Raw genomic sequence first — 17076 nt, 5'->3', positions numbered from 1 at the left:
ATGGTCAGCGGCACGTCGTTCGCCGCGACAGCGGGCGACAGCGCCCACGTGACCGCCTGACCTCGCCGGGCCGCCGCCGACGGCCGGCACGGTTAGGCTCGGACGATGCATCGATCGCGGTTGTATGCCCTGATCATCGACGCGCCGCGGGACGAGGCGGGGAAGGCGGCCGCGTTCTGGTCCGCCGCGCTCGGCGCCGGCCTGCGCACCGATCCGGCCGAACCGCAGTTCACCGGCCTGGCCGACGTCGTGCCAGGGCTGATCACCGCCGTGCAGTCGGTAGACGACGCGCCCCGCTACCACCTCGACATCGAGACCGACGACGTGGCGGCCGAGGTCGAGCGGCTGCGTGGGCTGGGCGCCACGCCGGTGTCCCGCTGGCTCGACTGCCACGTGCTGCGCGCGCCGGGCGGGCATCTGCTCTGCGTCATCCCGGTGGCCAGCGACGGCGAACTGTTCGAGGCCACCGCCACCCGCTGGCCGTGACCCCGGACGTGGACCGGCGCCCCGGCGGTGAGCCGGGGCGCCGGAACCGGTGCCGTCAGCGGTACGGCAGCGTGACCGTCGAGGTGTTGCCGACGCCGAGGATCGTGGGCGCGCCGCCGATGGCGTTCCACACCTCGACGCGTACCGTCCCGCCCGACAGGTTGCCGAGCGTGCCGGTGGCCGAGAGCAGGCCCTGGGTCTGTAGGTAGCGCTCCGCGCCCGGGATCGGGTCGGTGGCGAAGTACCGGTAGGTCTCCACCCGCTCGGCGCTGCCGTTGCCGGTCAGGTCGTAGGAGACCCGGATCTGGACGCCGTTGCCGACCGCGGTGCCCGCGTCGACGGCCAGGTCGAACGCGGTGGCGCCGCCGGTGAACGTGCCGGTCAGCCCGGTGGCGGTGAAGACCTGCGGGTTGGCCGGCGTGCCGTCGTGGTTGCCGTTCGCCGCCGTCACGTTCACCGTGCCGCTCGTGCCGGCGGCGCCGTCGAGCCCGCCGCCGGAGCGTAGGTACCGCACCGGCTTCAGTGTCGCCGGGCTGCTCGTGCTCGGGCTGGGGCTCGCGCTGGTCGGCGTGGGACTCGCGGTGGTCGGGGTGGGGCTGGGCGTCGAGGTCGTCGGGGTGCCGGTCGGCACGGTTCCGCCGCCGGTGGCGTTGCCGCCGCTCCAGGTGTACGCCCCGGAGGTGGCGGTCTTCCCGGCCGCAACGGTGAGCGTGACGCCGTTGGAGAACGTGACGGTGAGCTGGCGGGCGGTGATGTTCGACGCCACGTAGGTGCGGACGCCGTTCTTGACGAACACCTTCGCCAACGGGTGGTTCGCGGTCACAGTGGTGTCCACGGTGCCGAGCGCGGCCAGGTTGCGGATCCAGTGGAACGTGTGCGCCTTGCTCTCGCCCTCCTCGCTGGTGAATCCGCTGTTGGCGCGGAAGTTGCGCAACGCCTGCTCGCCGTCGCCGAGGGCCAGGAACTCCCAGATGATGTCCTGCCACACCGTCGGCGGGCCGCCCTTGTTGGTGACCAGCTCGGCGTAGTTGGCCTTGACGTACTCGGGGAAGTCGCCCAGGTAGAGGTGACCGCCGGTGATCGGCAGCATGTTGATGCCCTGGATCATCTCCGGCGCCGCGGAGAACCAGGTGGAGTACGACCCGCCGTCGCCCCACACCATGCCGACGGTCTTGTGCCCGAACGCGGACGGGAAGTTCTGGTCGTACACGTCGAACCAGTACTCGGAGATGGCGGCGGACTGGGTGGTCCACAGGTAGACGCCGGCGTCGCGGACGGCGGTGTCGCCGGTGGCCTGACCCCACTGGATCAGCGCGTTGGCGAAGTTCATCCCCTCCGACGAGGACTCCTGGTTGTTGCCGGCGAAGAACGGCGCGAGCCCGGAGGCCCAGTCGTGCCCGGCGTAGATGTCGAAGTCACGCAGGTAGGGGAAGCGGCTGTCCGCGCGGTCGTAGTTGTTGGCGTCGCGGATGAGCAGGTCGACCATGCCGCCGTAGCGGCTGTCGTCGGCCCAGCCGGGGTCGAACTTGGCGACCGTGGCGGCGGCGGCGATGAAGTAGCCGTAGTGGAAGTGGTGGTCGTTGAGGTCCTCGTCGGAGCCGTACGAGGCGGGGTAGCCGATCAGCGTGCCCCAGTTGCGGTCGTAGTAGAACAGCTGGCCGCTCTCTCCCGAGCCCGCGGTGAGCCAGTTGGTCAGCCGGTTCTTCATCGCGGTCAGCGCGGAGTCACGGACCGAGGTCTGCCCGAGCTGGTCGGCGATCTCGGCGATCCGTGCGGCCCGGCCGAGTCCCTTGCCGGCCCAGTACGTGTCCGGGCCGCTGACGCCCTCCGGGTTGCCCTGCTCGGCGTTCAGGTAGCCGGTGACTGTGGACAGGTCCGCGCCGCTGGAGTCGCCGACGGCGGGCACCTCGGGCAGCACGCCGGTGAAGCGCATCGTGGTGGTGAACGACGGCACGCCGGTGAGGATCCGCATGGCGCCGCGCGCCGAGACGTACGTCGGGCTGATCGGGGTGGCGCCGGTGAGGCTGCGCCACTGGTGCGGGTAGAGCGCGACCACCGTCTTCGTCTCGCTGCCCTCGCGGGGCGTGGTGGTGAACGCGTACGTGGTGCGCACGGTGCCGGCGGACGGGTCGTAGGAGTAGCTCATCCGGGTGCCGGTGACGTGCGCGTGGGCGTAGCGGGCGTAGGTGTCGGCGAGCGCGGCCCGGTCGCCGCCGCCGGGCAGCGCGGCCACCGAGAAGTACCCCTTGCCGGCCAGCGTCGAGCTGATGCCGGTGCCGTTGACGGTCCAGGTCGCGCCGGTCGGCGCGTACGCGACGTAGTCGTGGCCGCGGACGGTGAAGCCGATGGTGGCGCCGGAGTTGCGCCAGACGGTGGGCGTGCCGGCGGCGGTGAGCTGCGCGGTGCCGCCGCTGACCGTGTAGTAGCCGATCGGCAGGCCGTGGCCGATGGTGGCGCGCATGGTGCGGCTGCCGTCGCTCCAGTCGGCGGTGACCGTCCAGTCGGTCCAGCCGGCGGCCTTGACCACCGGCGCGGCCAGGCCGGGCATCCCGACGCGCACGTCCTCGGTGTACGGGTAGTGGAACTCGCCCACGCCGGTGGCGGTGCCGCTGATCGCCGGCGTGGTCGTGTAGGAGAGTCCGAGCCCGTTGTTCTCGGCCTTGTACGCCAGCGGATGCGCGTGCAGGACCTCGCTGCCCGTGCAGTTGTTGCGCTTCCAGATCAGCGAGGACCACCAGTCGTTGGTGGGGATCGCGCCGGCCGGCGCGTCGGCGGTGGTGAACGTCCTCGGGTTGGTGCTGATCGCGCCGCAGCCCTTCGGCAGCAGGGCGCCGGCCGGTCGCGTCTCGGTGTAGCTGCCAGCGCCGACGGCGCCGGCGGTGGCGGTGCCGCCACCGCCGACGACGACGCCCAGCAGGCCGGCGGCGAGCACCGACGCGGCGACGAGGGCGGCTGCCCGCCGGCCACGCCGCCGGGTCGGGGACGGGATGGGCGTCGCGGGTACGGGGTCGGGGGAGAAGTCCCGCAGGAGGGTCATGGAGGTCCCCTTCACGGAGGAGAAGCGGGGGTACGGGGTGATGGTCGATCGCTGTGAGAGCGCTCTCTTGAGAAGGGACATTAAGGTTCGGGTTACGGATCCGTCAATGTCCTGTTACCAAAGAGAGCGCTCTCCACCGCTGTAGCTGACCCTCCGCAGCAGCCTCCCGTACGCCCGGTGAGCAGGGCGGACGACCGCACACGGCGCCGCCCCCGGCCGGTGACCGGGGCGGCGCCGCGCGTACCCGTGCTCAGGCGGCGGTGGCGGCGAGCCGCTCCGTGGCGTCAGCGGCGGCCGGCTGGCCGGTGGCGTGCAGCCGGGTGGCCGGGGCGCCGGTCCCGGCGGGGCGCGACGGCATGCCGGGCCGCGGCGTCCGGGCCGTGGTCAGCGCGGTCTGGGCGGCGTTCCACGCGGCGCACGGCCAGGCGGCCCCGGCGCAGCTCGGGCTCGCGCAGACACGTTCGGCGTCGGGCTGGTGCGCGTCGGCCACCGCGGCGGCCAGGTCCCACAGCAGCGGATCGGTCACCTCCGCGGGGCGGTCGGCGACGCGGTCTGTGCTGGCTTCGGACATGATTCGGTCCCCCTGTCGTGAACGGCCCTCACCTGTTTCCGGAATCGCAGCCCGGCAAACCTGCGTCCGGCCCGACGCGGACATAGGCTGGCCGTCGTGGCGAGGTACTACGACCTGCATCCGGACAATCCCCAGCCCCGCGTGATCCGGCAGGTGGTGGACCTGCTGCGCGCCGACGGGGTGATCGCGTACCCGACCGACTCCTGCTACGCGCTCGGCTGCCGCATCGGCAACCGCGACGGGGTGGAGCGCATCCGCGAGATCCGGCGGCTCGACGACCGGCACCCGTTCACGCTGATGTGCGCCGACTTCGCCCAGCTCGGCCAGTTCGTCAAGCTCAGCAACGCAGTCTTCCGCCAGGTCAAGTCCGTCATCCCGGGCAGCTACACGTTCCTGCTGCCGGCCACCGCCGAGGTGCCCCGGCGGTTGCAGGACCCGCGGCGGCGGGTGGTCGGGGCGCGGGTGCCGAGGCACACGGTGACCCAGGCGCTGCTGGCCGAGCTGGGTGAGCCGCTGCTGTCCAGCACGCTGCTGCTGCCCGGCGAGGACGAGCCGATGACCCAGGGCTGGGAGATCAAGGAACGGCTCGACCACCTGATCGACGCAGTGGTCGACGCCGGTGACTGCGGGCTGGAGCCGACCACCGTGGTCGACCTGTCCGGCGACGAGCCGGAGATCCTGCGTCGCGGCGCCGGGGACCCGGCCCGCTTCGAGTAGCGATCACCGATTCCGCTCCGTCCGGGCGCCGTCGTGGGGCACGGTAGGGACCCGGGGGACGGTGACGGGGGTACGGCGTGGAAGCACTCCTGCTGATCACGGTGCTCGGCGCGACAGTGCTTGTCGGCACCACGATCGGCGGTCGCTACAGTGTCGCGCCGCCCGTCCTGCTGATCGCCATGGGCGCGCTGATCGGTCTGCTGCCGCCGTTCGACAACCTGATCCTCGAACCCGAGGTCGTGCTGGTGCTGTTCCTCCCGGCGATCCTCTACCGGGAGAGCCTGGTCATCAGCCTGCGCGAGATCCGGGCCAACCTGATCGTGATCATCGGCCTCGCCGTCGTGCTGGTGATCGTCACGATGGCCGCCGTCGCGTTCACCGCGCAGGCGCTCGGCGTGGCGGCGGCCGCCGCCTGGGTGCTCGGCGCGGTCCTGGCGCCCACCGACGCCGCCGCCGTGGCCGGCCTGGCCAAACGGATGCCGCGCGGCATCCTCACCACGCTGCGCGCGGAGAGCCTGGTCAACGACGGTACGGCGCTCGTGCTCTTCGCCGTGGCGGCGGGCGTGGTCGCGGGCGGGACGGTGCCCGGGCCGCTGTTGCTCACCGGCGAGTTCATCGGCAAGTCGGCCGGCGGGGTGGCCGCCGGCCTGCTCGTCGGCGCGGTCGTGGTGCTGATCCGCAAGCACGTGGACGACCCGATGCGCGAGGGCGGGCTGAGCATCCTCACCCCGTTCGTCGCGTTCCTGCTCGCCGACGCGGTGCACGCCAGCGGCGTGCTGGCGGTCGTCGTGTCCGGGCTGGTGCTGTCCTACGCCGCGCCCCGGGTGATCCGGGCCCGCTCCCGGGTCACCGCGTTCGCGTTCTGGGACCTGTCCACCTTCATGGTCAACGGCGGCCTCTTCGTGCTGCTCGGTACGCAGGTGCCCCGCTCGCTGCGCGGCATCACCAGCCACTCGCCGACCGCCTCGCTCGGCATCGCGGTGCTCGTCGCGGCGGTCGTGGTGGCCATCCGGCTGGTCTGGGTGCACCTGTCGGTGTCGGTGCTGCAACGGGTGGACCGTCGCGAGTCGAGCCGGGCGCGGCACTTCGACTTCCGGATGCGTACCGCTGTGGGCTGGGCCGGGTTCCGCGGCGCCGTCTCGCTCGCCGCGGCGCTCGCCGTGCCGGTCACCATGCACGACGGCACTCCGGTGCGCGAACGCGACCTGATCATCTTCGTCACCGTCGTGGTGATCGTGCTGATCATGCTGGTGCAGGGCACGACGCTGCCGGCCGTCGTGGGCTGGGCCGGCCTGAACGGCGACCGGGAACGGGACGAGGAGGTGCGCTGGGCCCGGATCCGGGCCACCGAGGCCGCCCTGGAGGCGCTGCCCCGGGCCGCCAGCGACGTGGGCGCCACCCAGGACACAGTGGACCGGCTGCGCGCCGACTACGAGGACCACCTGGCCGACGTTCGTGACCCGGGCGGCGAGGACGCGGAGGGGGAGCGGGAGATGGCCCGCCGGCTGCGGCTGCGGGTGCTGGACCACAAGCGGCAGGAGATCACCCGGCTGCGCAACACCAGGCAGATCGACGACGCGGTGCTGCGGCAGCTCCAGGCGGCCATCGACATCGAGGAGATCCGGCTGCTCGGGCCGGAGATGGAGGAGTGAGCCGGCCGGCCGCCACCCGGACGGGGTGGCGGCCGGGGCGGCTCAGCGCGCGTCGACAGCGACGACCGTGTACGGGGTGGTCGGCGTCGGCGGGGTGGTGAACCGGCCGTTCGGCAGGTAGAGCCGGCCGAGCGCGGCGGCGACGGTGGTCGGCACGTCGAAGCCCGGGTCGGTGATGACGCCGCGCGTGACGCCGGCCGTGCCGGAGCGGTTCAGGTCGACCACGGCGACCTGGTTGAGGAAATTCTGCACCACGTACAGCGTGCGGCCGAGCAGCAGCAGGCCGTCGCCGTTGAGGAACGTGGCGCCCGGCACGTCGACGGCGGTGGTGACACCGGTGGCCGGGTCCACCCGGAACAGCGTGCCGGTGTTCGACTGCACGACGATCAGCGCGCGCCCGTCCGGGGTGGGCACGATCCCGTTGAGGTTGACGCCGGTGCCGGTCTGCTGGAAGTCGCCGGTCAGCGGCAGCGTGGTGAAGCCGTCGGCGGGCGGCAGCTTGCCGCCGCGTCCCAGCGGCAGGCGGTAGAGCACCGGCCGGTTCGAGTCGGTGAACCATGCGGCGTCGCGGGTGAGCGTCACGTCGTTGACGAACGTCGGCGCCTCGGCGAACCGGTAGCTCGCGAGCACGGCGCCGGTGCGGGTGTCGATGACCCGGGCGTCCCCGGCGGTGCCGCCGGCGACGAAGAGCCGGCCCCGCGCGTCGACCTTGAGGCCGAGTGAGGGCGTGCCGGTGGCGGGGCTGACCTGCTTGCCCGCCCCGGTGATCAGGTCGGCGCGGTAGATCTCACCGGTGGCCCGCGACCCGAACCAGGCGTAGCGGCCGGCGGTGTCAATGCCCTCCGGCTGGAAGCCGTCGGGCAGCGCGATGACTGCCGGGCGGCGGTCGTGGGCGGCGGCCGGGGCCGGAGCGGCGGTGGTGACGAGGGTGGCGGTCAGGGCGACGCCGAGGGCGGTCCTGATGCGTCGGTTCACTGTGGTCCTTCCGGCGAAACGGTGGGACAGGACCTGTCCCACTGTACGGTCGCGGACCGGCGCCCGCCGGGGACGCGACCCGGCACGGTGGTCCCGTGCCGGGTCGCGTCGACTGTCAGCCGGCCGCGCAGGTCGGCGTGCCGGAGGGCGCGGTACCCGTGCCCTGGAATCCGAACTCGGTGGTGCCACCGGCACCGACCTGGCGGTTGTAGTCCACGTTGCGGAAGGTCACCGCACCGCTGGTGCCGCTGGCCTGGGCGCTCCAGGTGTTCGTGACCGCCGAGCCCGACGGCACGGTGAGCGAGACGGCCCAGCCGTTGAGCCCGCTGGAGCCCGCGGTGATGCGGACGTTGGTGACGAAGCCGCCCGGCCACTGGTTGGTGGTGATCGTGGCGGTGCAGGCGCCGGTCGGCGGGGGAGTCGTCGGCGGCTCGCTGGTCGGCGGCGTGCTGGTCGGCGGAGTCGACGTGGGCGGGGTGCTGGTCGGCGGCGCGGTGGTCGGCGGCGGGGTGCCGCCCTCGTTGAGCGCGTTCAGCACGGCGGTGTACGCCTGCTTCTTGTTGCCGCTGCCGTCGAACAGCAGCGGGGTGCCGCTGGCCCGCCAGGAGTCGGTGTCCCGGATGCCCCACACGGTGATGCCGTTGCACCGCGCCACGGCCAGGCAGTCCCGGGTCACGTTGCCGAACGCGGTGGCCTGGCTGCTGCCCGAACCCTCGATGTCCAGCTCGGTGATCTGCACGTCGACGCCGAGCGCGGCGAAGTTCTGCAGCGTGGTGCGGTAGTTGCTCGGGTACGGCGACCCGCTGTTGAAGTGCGACTGGAGCCCGACACAGTCGATCGGCACGCCCCGGGCCTTGAAGTCCCGCACCATGTTGTAGACGCCCTGGGTCTTGGCCCACGACCAGTTGTCGGTGTTGTAGTCGTTGTAGCAGAGCTTGGCGCCGGGGTCGGCGGCGCGGGCGGCACGGAACGCGGCCTCGATCCAGTCGTTGCCGGTCTGCTAGAGGTTCGAGTTGCGGCGGGCGCCGCTGTTGCCGTCGTCGAACGCCTCGTTCACCACGTCCCAGGAGTGGATCTTGCCCCGGTAGTGGGTGGCGACCTGGGTGACGTGGTTGATCATCGCCTCGCGCAGCGCGCTGCCGGACAGGCTTCCCGTCCACCCGGGCTGCTGCTGGTGCCAGAGCAGCGCGTGGCCGCGTACCCGCATGCCGTTGGCCTGGGCGTGCGCGACGAGCCGGTCGCCGTTGCTGAAGTTGAACTGGTTCCGGGACGGCTCGGTGGCGTCCCACTTCATCTCGTTCTCGGCGGTGACCATGTTGAACTCGCGGTTCAGGATGCCGACGTACGTGCTGTCGGACAACTTGTTCACCGCGACCGCCGTGCCGAAGTAGCGGCCCTGTTCCGCCGCCGACGCGCCGAGCGTCGTGCCGGCGCTGGCGCTGGTCGCCACCGCTATCGTCGCGGCGACCACCGCGGCCCCCGCCACCATCGCGACCACTGCGGTCCGCGGGCGTGACCGGGCTGCCGCGCTCCCGCTGCCGCGGGCGAGCAACTTGTCCATCTGAACGCCTCTCCTAGCCTGTCAAAGGGATGGGCTCGCTCCGGCCACCGCCCGCCACGATGTCGGCTCCGCGCGGCCGCCCGGTGGCCGCGCCAGATCAGGGAGTGACTCCCCGGCACATCGTGAGTGGATCGAAGCGAATCTCTGCCCGGAGCCTACCGGAAGCGTTCCGAAAACTTAATCACCTCGATGCGTCGACCTGCCGGCGTCCGGTGCCGGGGTGGAGGGGTGAAACCCCGGGCGGGGACGGTGGGCGGGCATGGCTGCGTCGCCCGGCGCGGCTCCGGAAGTTTCGGGGCGAGCCGCCCGCGCGCGAGCCGGCGACGGTGCCTGCCGCTTGAGTGGATCGCGTCCCCGGACCGATGCTTGGCTAATCGACCGTAGACGATGGAAGGGGTCCTCCGGATGCGCCGGCCCTCGCTCGTCGTACTTGCCCTCGCCGCGCTGCTGGCCGGCACCCCGGCGGTCGCCCGCGCCGGCGTCGCCGCGCCGGCCGGACCCGCAGTGCTCGCCGGGATCCGCACGCCCGGCACCGCCTGGGGACACGACCCGGCCACCGGCCGGCTCACCGTCACCGCCGACGACACGGTACGCGGCAGCGAACTGTCCGCGCTGCGCCGCACGGCCGACCGGGCCGGCGCGGTCCTGCGCCACGAACCCGGGCGGCTGCGCACGCTCATCGCCGGCGGCCAGGCGATCTACGGCGGCAGCGGGCGCTGCTCACTGGGCGCGAACGTGCGCAGCGGCGCCACCTGGTACTTCGTCACCGCCGGGCACTGCACCCGCCTCGCCGCCACCTGGTACGCCGACAGCGCCCGCGCCACGGTGCTGGGCAGCCGGACCGGAAGCAGCTTCCCCGGCAACGACTACGGCGTGGTCCGCTACACCGGGACCGTCGCCCACCCGAGCGCGATCCACACCTACCCGGGGCAGGTCACCGTCACCGCGGCCGGCAGCGCGTACGTCGGGCAGGCGGTCTGCCGCAGCGGCGCCACCACGGGCGTGCGGTGCGGCTCGGTCACCGGGCTGAACGCGACCGTCAACTACGCCGAGGGCAGCGTCACCGGGCTCATCCGCACGAACATCTGCGCCGAGCCGGGCGACAGCGGCGGACCGCTCTACGTGGCCGCGACCGGCACCGTCATCGGCGTCCTCTCCGGCGGCAGCGGCAACTGCGCGAGCGGCGGCACCAGCTACTACCAGCCGATCCTGGAGATCCTCGCCGCGTACGGCCTGACGATCCCCTGACGGGCCCGCGCGGGCGGCCGCCGCGCCGCCCGCGCCGGACCGCGCGTTCCCGGGCCGCGCCGTCCGGTCAGGCGTCGCCGGGTACGGCCATCTCGCCCAGCCGCGACCAGTCCTGCTGCGGCACCGTCACGTTGACGATCCGGGGCGTCTCGGCCAGGTGCGGCGGCAGCGTGCGCTGGGCGGCCCGGAAGTGCTCCGACTGCACGTGCGCCGCGCCCGCCTCGTCGTCGCGGAACGCCTCTACCAGCACGTACTCGGTCGGGTCGTCCAGGCTGCGCGACCAGTCGAACCACAGGCAGCCGGGCTCGGCCCGGGTCGCGGCGGTGAAGTCGGCGGCGATCCGCGGCCAGTTGTCGGCGTCTTCCGGGCGGACCCGGAACTTGGCGGTAATGAAGATCATGGGATCAGGCTACCCAGGGCCGGCGGTGACCCGCGCCCGATCAGCTCTTGGCCGCCGGGCCGAGCAGTTCGGCCGCCCGCCGGTCGGCGAACGCGGTGACCGCCTGCTGCCCGGCGCCGAACACGATCGCCAGGCCCAGCAGCGCGGCGGTGCTGCTCACACTGGTCTTCACCAAGCCGCCGATGACCAGCATGATGCCGACCACCGCCACCAGCGGGCCGATCGCGAGCTTCAGCAGCCCCTGCTGGAACGGCAGCTTGTAGGGCAGCCCGCCGGACCGGGAGGTGATCATCGAGGGCAGCGCGCTGAGGAACGCACCGAGCGCCCCGGCGATCAGCACGAAGAACAGCAGCCGCCAGGCGGGCACGCCACCGGCGTCGGTCGGCGCCTCCAGCAGCCGTACGTCGTGGCTGCGCCACTGCACCAGCACCACGAGGACCTCCGCCAGCAGCGCGAACACCGACAGCCCCAGCATCCGGTTGCGCAGCCGCCGCGCCGACTCGTGGAACTCGTCGGACGCGGAGTGGTAGCGCAGCAGCAGCGCCTGCACCCGGGCGCGCAGCAGCGCCTCGGACGGGGCGCCGGCCGCCGGGTCGAGATCGGTGAACACCTTGTCGTCGGCCGGCAGCACCTGCGCCGCCGCGCTGCGGTACGCGGGCAGCAGCCCGGTCAGCTCGTCCGAACTGCGCAGCGCCACCATGGCCCGTTCCACCGAGTGGATGGTCTGCCACGCGTACTCCAGGTTGCCGCCGCGCAGCCACTCGACCACGCCGCTGCGCCCGAGCACCCCCTCGACCCTGGACAGCTGCGCGCGCAGCGCCTCCGCCCGCCCGGGGTCGCGCGGGGACAGCACCGCGAGTTGCTGGTACAGGTCGTCCCCACATCTTCCCCCCACGCCGCGCGGACCTGCCACCAGTATTCGCAGGTCAGGACCATAATGGCTAGAGCACACCGGACAGTTGACCCGGCTCGCGACGGCGCGGGATCCGGCCCGACGGACGAGGTCGGAGCGCTCGGGCGATCGGTAACCTGAGCCGGTGACCGTCTACGCCCTCGCGCAGCTCACCATCCACGACCGGGCTCGCTACGACAGGTACGCCGCCGCCTTCCCGCCGGTGCTGGCCCGCTACGGCGGGCGGCTGCTCGCCGCCGACACCAGCCCGCACGTGGTCGAGGGGGAGTGGCCGCACCAGAAGGCGGTTCTGCTGTCGTTCGACAGCCGGGAGGACTTCGAGCGCTGGTCCACCTCGCCGGAGTACCGGGAGATCTCCCGGGACCGGGAGGCGGCCACCGAGGGCGTGGTCCTGCTGCTCGACGGGATCGGTCACGCCTGGCCGGCCTGACCGGTCAGAGACGGTGGCGCACCCACACGTTTGGTTCCACGTACGCGGCGTGGTCGTGGTCGACGTCGACGAGCACCGGCGTCAGCGCGCCCGGCACGCGTACCGGCCCGGAGGTGTCGAACGGCAGCCCGGTCCAGCGCCGCCAGTCCGCGAGCGTCCCGGTCACCGTCATCGACCGGGGCGCCACCCGCTCGATCACCCCGCCGGCCCGTACGTGCACCCGCAGCCACGGGTCGGCCGGCAGCCCGTCCGGGCGGCGCCGGGCCGCGTACTCGGTCATCGGCACGTCCGGGGCGGCGGCCTTGCCGTTCGGGCGCACCGGCGCCACCAGCGTGTCGAACCCGGCGCGGGCCACCGCGGCGCGCATGGCGTCGAGCATCAGCCCGGACACGCCGCCGCCGCGCCGGTCCGGGCGCACGCAGATCTCCAGCGCGGACACCAGGTTGGGGGTGGACCCGGTGAGGCGGCCGAGCGTGGCCCGCTGGATCACCCGGTCCCAGCCGCCGTCGGGCAGCTCGTCCTCGGTCCAGCGCAGCGGCGCCGCGTACCCCCGGGCCACGGCCCGGCCCGGCTCGGCCGGGTCGACGGCGGCGAAGACGAACTCCGGGTAGAGGTCGTGCGCGACGCCGTAGTAGAGCGCGCCCATCGGGTCCCAGAGCATGAACGGCGGCCAGGCGCCGTCGAAGTCGGCGTCGAGCAGCGGCGCCAGGTCGGGCCGCTGCGCCAGGGTCACGATCTCCAGAGTCACGCCGGGCAGGCTAGAGCCGCGCGGCCCGGACCGCACGCCGATTTGTCGGCGCCGCTGGCTAGGCTGCCGGCATGGCAGATCCGTTCCGGGTACGCGTCACGGTGCGCGGCTACGAACTCGACACGCAGGGGCACCTCAACCAGGCGGTCTACCTCCAGTACGCCGAGCACGCCCGCTGGGAGTGTCTGCGGGCGTCCGGCGTCGGCCAGGAACGGCTGCTCGCCGGTGGCGTCGGGCCGGTCGCGCTGGAGGTGACGGTGCGCTACCTGCGGGAGCTGCGCGGCGGCGACGAGGTCGACGTCACCTGCGAGTTCCACTGGGGCGAGGGCAAGACGTTCCGGATCAGCCAGGAGTTCACCCGCGCGGACGGCACCCCGGTCGCCTCGGTCAGCGGCGTCGGCGGGCTGCTCGACCTGGCCGAGCGGCGGCTGGTGCCCGACCCGCGCGAGCGGTTCCGGGCGCTGGCCACCGACCCCGTGCCGATGAGCCTGTAGCGCCGGTCAACTCTCCGCGCGCAGGTAGGCGAGCACCGCCAGCACCCGGCGGTTGGTGTCCTCGTCCGGCGGCAGGCCGAGCTTGGCCAGGATGTTGCCCACGTGCTTGCCGACGGCCGCCTCGGTGACGTGCAGCCGGGAGGCGATGGCCGTGTTCGAGTGGCCCTCGGCGACCAGCCCCAGCACCTCCCGCTCCCGCCGCGACAGCGCGGCGAGCGGGTCACGGGGGCGGCGCAGCAGGTGCCGCACCACGTCCGGGTCGACGGCGGTGCCGCCGGCCGCCACCCGGCGCAGCGTCTCGGCGAACTCCGCGACGTCGGCGACCCGGTCCTTGAGCAGGTAGCCGACCCGGTTGCCGTCGCCGCTGTCGAGCAGCGCGGCGGCGTACCCGCTCTGCACGTGCTGGCTGAGCACCACCACCGCGAGGTCCGGGCGTTCCGCGCGTAGCGTGACCGCGGCGCGCAGGCCGTCGTCGCGGTGCTGCGGCGGCATCCTGATGTCGGTCACCAGCAGGTCGGGCCGGTGCGTGCGGACCGCGTCGAGCAGTTCCGGGGCGGAGCCGACGGCGGCGTCCACCGCGAAGCCGAACCGGGTCAGTACACCGACCAGGCCCTCCCGCAGCAGCACCTCGTCCTCGGCGAGGACGACCCGGGTCACGGACGGCACGGCAGCTCCACCCGGACGAGGGTAGGCCCACCGGGCGGGCTGGACAGCAGCAGCCGCCCTTCCACCGCCGCCACCCGGTCCGCGAGCCCGGTCAGGCCGGTGCCGCGCGCCGGGTCGGCGCCGCCCCGGCCGTCGTCGCGCACCTCCACCACCAGCCGCCGGTCGTCGCGGGTCAGCCGCACCTGCGCCCGGCCGGCCCCGGCGTGCCGGGCGACGTTGCCGAGCGTCTCGGAGACCACGTACCAGGCGGTGGTCTCGATCAGGTCGGGCACCGGGCGGGTCAGGTCCGCGCGCACGGTGACCGGTACGACCGACCGTGCGGCCAGCTCGCCGACCGCCCCGGCCAGGCCGAGTTCGGTGAGCTGCTGCGGGCGGATGCCCTGGACGATTCCGCGCAACGTCACCATCAGCTCCTTGGCCTGCTCGTGCGCCACCGCGAGCGGCTTCGCCGCCGGGGAGTCGTCCGGCACGTCGAGGCGGGCCAACCCGAGCTGAAGCGTCAGGGCGGTCAGGCGCGGCTGCGCGCCGTCGTGCATGTCCCGCTCGATGCGGCGCCGCTCCGCCTCGTAGGCGCCCACCAGGCGGGCGCGCGACCGGGTCACCTCGCGCAGGGCCGCGCCGCCGGGCGCGTCGTCGAGCAGCCGGCGGGCCACCGCCGCCTGGGCCGCGACCAGCAGCCCGGCCAGGTAGACCAGCGCCGGGACGGCCAGCAGACCGGCGAGCGCGTACGGGACCGCCTCGGCCGGGGAGTCGACTGTGGCCCAGACCAGCACGATCCGGTCCTCGCCGCCGGCCAGCCACGGACCGGCGACGAGCGCCACGTCCAGCAGCACGAGCAGGCCGAACATCCCGTACGCCAGCGGCAGCACCACCCCCAGCACGGCCAGGTACGCGCCCTCCCGCCACCCGGTGGCGGTGGTGAAACGGGCGGCGAGTCCCCGCCACCTCGGCGCGGTCACCGGACGGTCGTCGACCAGGCCGAGGCGCCACCGCTCGACCGCCGCCACCGGCGCGCCGGCCAGCGGGGCGAACGCCACCACCGCCAGCGCCACCACGGCCAGCACCGCCAGCGCCTCGGCGTCGACCGGGCGGCCCCGCCGCAGCGCGCTGACGACCAGCAGCAGCGGCGCGGCGACCACCGCCGCCCCGAACGCCGCCGCGCCGGCCAGGGGCAGGGTCGTGAGGGCGTACGCCAGCGCCCGCCACGGCCACGCGGAGAGCAGGTAGCGGCGGCGGCGCAACGCAACGGCCAGCCCGTGATCAACTGTCATGGCCCGACGCTAGCCAGGCCGCGCCGCCCGGCCCAGCCGGCTGGACCCCGCTCTCCGGGTAGGTCTGGCCCTACCCCGAACCGGCCCGCCACACCCCGTGCGCCGGGCCGCCGCGAGACGGTGCACTCGGCGGATGAGAAACCGCCTCGCGGGCGCATGCTGGCTGCTCGCCACCGCGTCGTTCCTGGCCGCCAACGTCATCGTGGGCCTGGCCTGGGAGCAACCCGGGTTCAGCTGGGCCGAGCACAACATCAGCGACCTGGGGAACGTGACCTGCGGCGTGTGGGACACCAGCCGCCCGCGCCCGGTCTGCTCGCCGTGGCACCCGGCCATGAACGCCGTCCTCGTCGGCGCCGGGCTGCTGCTCGCGCTCGGCGCGCTGCTCGCACACCGCGCGCTGCGCCCGGGTCGCGCCGCGGCCGTCGCCGTCGCGTCGATCGTGACCGCCGGGTGCGGGTACGTGCTGGCCGGCCTCTACCCGGCCGACGTGGACGAGAACCTTCACGTGCTCGGCGCGCTGCTGGTCTTCGCCCTCGGCAACGCCGCGATGCTCGCCGCCGCGCTCGCCGGCCGGTCGCCGCTGCTGCGCGGGCTGCGGGCCGTCAGCGCGCTCCTGGGCCTGCTCGGGCTGGCCGGCACCGTGCTGTTCCTGTCCCGGGTGGACGCCGGCATCGGCGTGGGCGGCATGGAACGCGTCGCCGTGTTCCCGCTGTTCGCCTGGGTGACGGCGGCCGGGTTGCGGCTGCTCGGGTTCCGTCGGTCCCGGCCCCTATCCTGACCGGATGGAGCTGGCGTTCAGCGGCGAGGTGTGGTTCTGGCGCGGCCCGGCGCCGTACCACTTCGTCACGGTGCCCGACGAGCAGAGCGCGGCGATCGAGGCCGCCTCGGCGTCGGTCACCTACGGCTGGGGCATGATCCCGGTGACGGTGAGCATCGGCGGCACCGACTGGCGGACGTCGCTGTGGCCGAAGGACGGGCGGTACGTGGTGCCGCTGCGGGTCGCGGCGCGCCGGGCCGAGGGCATCGAGCTGGGTGACCGGGTCGACGTGCGGCTGACGGTGGACGTGTGACCGGGCCGGAGCTGGCCGAGGCGGGCCGGCTGCTCGCCGCCGCGCAGCGGCCGGTGGTGTTCACCGGCGCAGGCATGTCCGCCGAGAGCGGCGTGCCGACGTTCCGGGACGCCCAGACCGGGCTCTGGCAGCGCTACGACCCGCAGGAGCTGGCGACCCCCGCCGCGTTCCGGGCCGACCCGGCGCTGGTGTGGGGATGGTACGAGGCACGGCGGCGCGGGGTGCGCCGGGCCCGCCCGAATCCGGGGCACCGGGCGGTCGCGGCGATCGCGGCCCGGCTGTCGGAGACGGTGGTGATCACGCAGAACGTCGACGACCTGCACGAGCGCGGCGGCGTCCCCGCCCCGGTACGCCTGCACGGCAGCCTGTTCGCGCCCCGCTGCTCGGCCTGCGCCCGCCCCGCGCCGGTGCCGCCCGACCTGCCGCCGCCCGCCGATCCGCCGGTACCGCCCGGCGGGCCGGAACCGCACGGCGGGGTGGAGTCGCACGCGCCGGAACCGCCGGACGGGCCGCTGATCCCGCCCGCGTGCGCCGGATGCGGGGCGCCGGTACGGCCCGGCGTGGTCTGGTTCGGCGAGGCGCTGCCGGAGACCGCGCTCAGCGCGGCGGTCGAGGCGGCGTCCGCCTGCGACCTGCTGCTGACAGTGGGCACCTCGGCGCTCGTGCATCCGGCCGCCGAGATCCCGCTCGTGGCGGCCCGCCTCGGCGCGCCGGTGGTGCAGGTGAACCCGGTGCCGACGCCGCTGGACGCGATCTGCGCGGTGAACCTGCGCGGCCCGGCCGGCGAGGTGCTGCCCGCGCTGGTCCGTGCCGCCTGGCCGGACGCCGGCTGACCGC

At 74.0% G+C, this 17076-nt stretch carries 17 protein-coding genes and 1 pseudogene; 9 read left to right on the top strand and 9 right to left on the bottom strand.

The window, feature by feature from the left end; genetic code table 11:
- Window positions 1-105: 105 nt before the first annotated feature.
- A complete protein-coding gene (locus FHU28_RS20350) occupies window positions 106-486 on the top strand; it encodes a VOC family protein (protein ID WP_184686112.1) in 381 nt (126 codons plus the stop codon).
- 55 nt (window positions 487-541) lie between these two features.
- Here FHU28_RS20350 and FHU28_RS20345 read toward each other — a convergent pair whose 3' ends face one another.
- Together FHU28_RS20345 and FHU28_RS20340 are read right to left on the bottom strand one after the other, a co-directional pair.
- Window positions 542-3523 (bottom strand): glycosyl hydrolase, encoded by a 2982-nt coding sequence (locus FHU28_RS20345; RefSeq protein ID WP_184686111.1) that lies wholly within the window; start codon window positions 3521-3523, stop codon window positions 542-544.
- Window positions 3524-3773: 250 nt separating this feature from the next.
- The gene (locus FHU28_RS20340) at window positions 3774-4094 is read right to left on the bottom strand and encodes a hypothetical protein (protein ID WP_184686110.1); all 321 of its coding nucleotides are present in this window, start codon (window positions 4092-4094) and stop codon (window positions 3774-3776) included.
- Between the two features lie 96 nt (window positions 4095-4190).
- Here FHU28_RS20340 and FHU28_RS20335 point away from each other — a divergent pair, with 96 nt between their 5' ends.
- Both FHU28_RS20335 and FHU28_RS20330 read left to right on the top strand, forming a co-directional pair.
- Window positions 4191-4811: an L-threonylcarbamoyladenylate synthase gene (locus FHU28_RS20335; protein WP_073828564.1), complete on the top strand. Its 621-nt coding sequence runs from the start codon at window positions 4191-4193 to the stop codon at window positions 4809-4811.
- A gap of 77 nt (window positions 4812-4888) precedes the next feature.
- A complete protein-coding gene (locus FHU28_RS20330) occupies window positions 4889-6463 on the top strand; it encodes a Na+/H+ antiporter (protein WP_184686109.1) in 1575 nt (524 codons plus the stop codon).
- A gap of 42 nt (window positions 6464-6505) precedes the next feature.
- Here the strand turns inward: FHU28_RS20330 and FHU28_RS20325 are convergent, their stop codons facing one another.
- Window positions 6506-7438 carry an NHL repeat-containing protein gene (locus FHU28_RS20325; RefSeq protein WP_184686108.1) on the bottom strand — a complete coding sequence of 311 codons (933 nt, stop codon included), beginning with the start codon at window positions 7436-7438 and terminating at the stop codon, window positions 6506-6508.
- Window positions 7439-7553: 115 nt separating this feature from the next.
- Window positions 7554-8999 (bottom strand): annotated as a pseudogene (locus FHU28_RS20320) (glycoside hydrolase family 10 protein).
- A 405-nt stretch (window positions 9000-9404) separates the two neighbouring features.
- Between FHU28_RS20320 and FHU28_RS20315 the strand changes: the two are divergent.
- Window positions 9405-10247 carry a S1 family peptidase gene (locus FHU28_RS20315; protein ID WP_184689734.1) on the top strand — a complete coding sequence of 281 codons (843 nt, stop codon included), beginning with the start codon at window positions 9405-9407 and terminating at the stop codon, window positions 10245-10247.
- Between the two features lie 67 nt (window positions 10248-10314).
- Here the strand turns inward: FHU28_RS20315 and FHU28_RS20310 are convergent, their stop codons facing one another.
- Complete coding sequence (locus FHU28_RS20310; protein ID WP_116505992.1) at window positions 10315-10647, bottom strand: putative quinol monooxygenase; 333 nt, start codon at window positions 10645-10647, stop codon at window positions 10315-10317.
- 40 nt (window positions 10648-10687) lie between these two features.
- A complete protein-coding gene (locus FHU28_RS20305) occupies window positions 10688-11542 on the bottom strand; it encodes a hypothetical protein (protein WP_311773626.1) in 855 nt (284 codons plus the stop codon).
- Between the two features lie 142 nt (window positions 11543-11684).
- Here FHU28_RS20305 and FHU28_RS20300 point away from each other — a divergent pair, with 142 nt between their 5' ends.
- Complete coding sequence (locus tag FHU28_RS20300; protein ID WP_184686107.1) at window positions 11685-11990, top strand: DUF1330 domain-containing protein; 306 nt, start codon at window positions 11685-11687, stop codon at window positions 11988-11990.
- A 4-nt stretch (window positions 11991-11994) separates the two neighbouring features.
- Here the strand turns inward: FHU28_RS20300 and FHU28_RS20295 are convergent, their stop codons facing one another.
- Window positions 11995-12738 (bottom strand): N-acetyltransferase, encoded by a 744-nt coding sequence (locus FHU28_RS20295; protein ID WP_225980708.1) that lies wholly within the window; start codon window positions 12736-12738, stop codon window positions 11995-11997.
- 71 nt (window positions 12739-12809) lie between these two features.
- On the opposite strand from FHU28_RS20295, the gene FHU28_RS20290 reads away from it, so the two are divergent.
- Window positions 12810-13232 (top strand): acyl-CoA thioesterase, encoded by a 423-nt coding sequence (locus FHU28_RS20290; RefSeq protein ID WP_184686106.1) that lies wholly within the window; start codon window positions 12810-12812, stop codon window positions 13230-13232.
- A 6-nt stretch (window positions 13233-13238) separates the two neighbouring features.
- Here FHU28_RS20290 and FHU28_RS20285 read toward each other — a convergent pair whose 3' ends face one another.
- Both FHU28_RS20285 and FHU28_RS20280 read right to left on the bottom strand, forming a co-directional pair.
- Window positions 13239-13898, bottom strand: coding sequence for a response regulator transcription factor (locus FHU28_RS20285; RefSeq protein WP_184686105.1), 660 nt, complete (start codon window positions 13896-13898; stop codon window positions 13239-13241).
- Window positions 13886-15169 (bottom strand): sensor histidine kinase, encoded by a 1284-nt coding sequence (locus tag FHU28_RS20280; protein WP_184686104.1) that lies wholly within the window; start codon window positions 15167-15169, stop codon window positions 13886-13888. Before FHU28_RS20280 ends, FHU28_RS20285 begins: the two co-directional genes overlap by 13 nt.
- 133 nt (window positions 15170-15302) lie before the next feature.
- Between FHU28_RS20280 and FHU28_RS20275 the strand changes: the two genes are divergently transcribed.
- Genes FHU28_RS20275 through FHU28_RS20265 form a run of 3 tightly spaced genes read left to right on the top strand, consistent with a single transcriptional unit; the run spans window position 15303 to window position 17072 of the window.
- The gene (locus tag FHU28_RS20275) at window positions 15303-15947 is read left to right on the top strand and encodes a DUF998 domain-containing protein (RefSeq protein ID WP_184686103.1); all 645 of its coding nucleotides are present in this window, start codon (window positions 15303-15305) and stop codon (window positions 15945-15947) included.
- Between the two features lie 4 nt (window positions 15948-15951).
- On the top strand, window positions 15952-16239 hold the full coding sequence (locus FHU28_RS20270) for a DUF1905 domain-containing protein (RefSeq protein WP_184686102.1): 288 nt from the start codon (window positions 15952-15954) through the stop codon (window positions 16237-16239).
- Complete coding sequence (locus FHU28_RS20265) at window positions 16236-17072, top strand: SIR2 family NAD-dependent protein deacylase (protein ID WP_184686101.1); 837 nt, start codon at window positions 16236-16238, stop codon at window positions 17070-17072. The genes FHU28_RS20270 and FHU28_RS20265 overlap by 4 nt, the downstream gene beginning before the upstream one ends.
- Window positions 17073-17076 lie beyond the last annotated feature (4 nt).

This window comes from Micromonospora echinospora (assembly GCF_014203425.1).
In the GTDB taxonomy this organism is placed as follows: Bacteria; Actinomycetota; Actinomycetes; order Mycobacteriales; family Micromonosporaceae; genus Micromonospora; species Micromonospora echinospora_A.
Note: the sequence above shows the minus strand (reverse complement) of the source record. Positions and strands in the feature narration are given on the sequence as shown.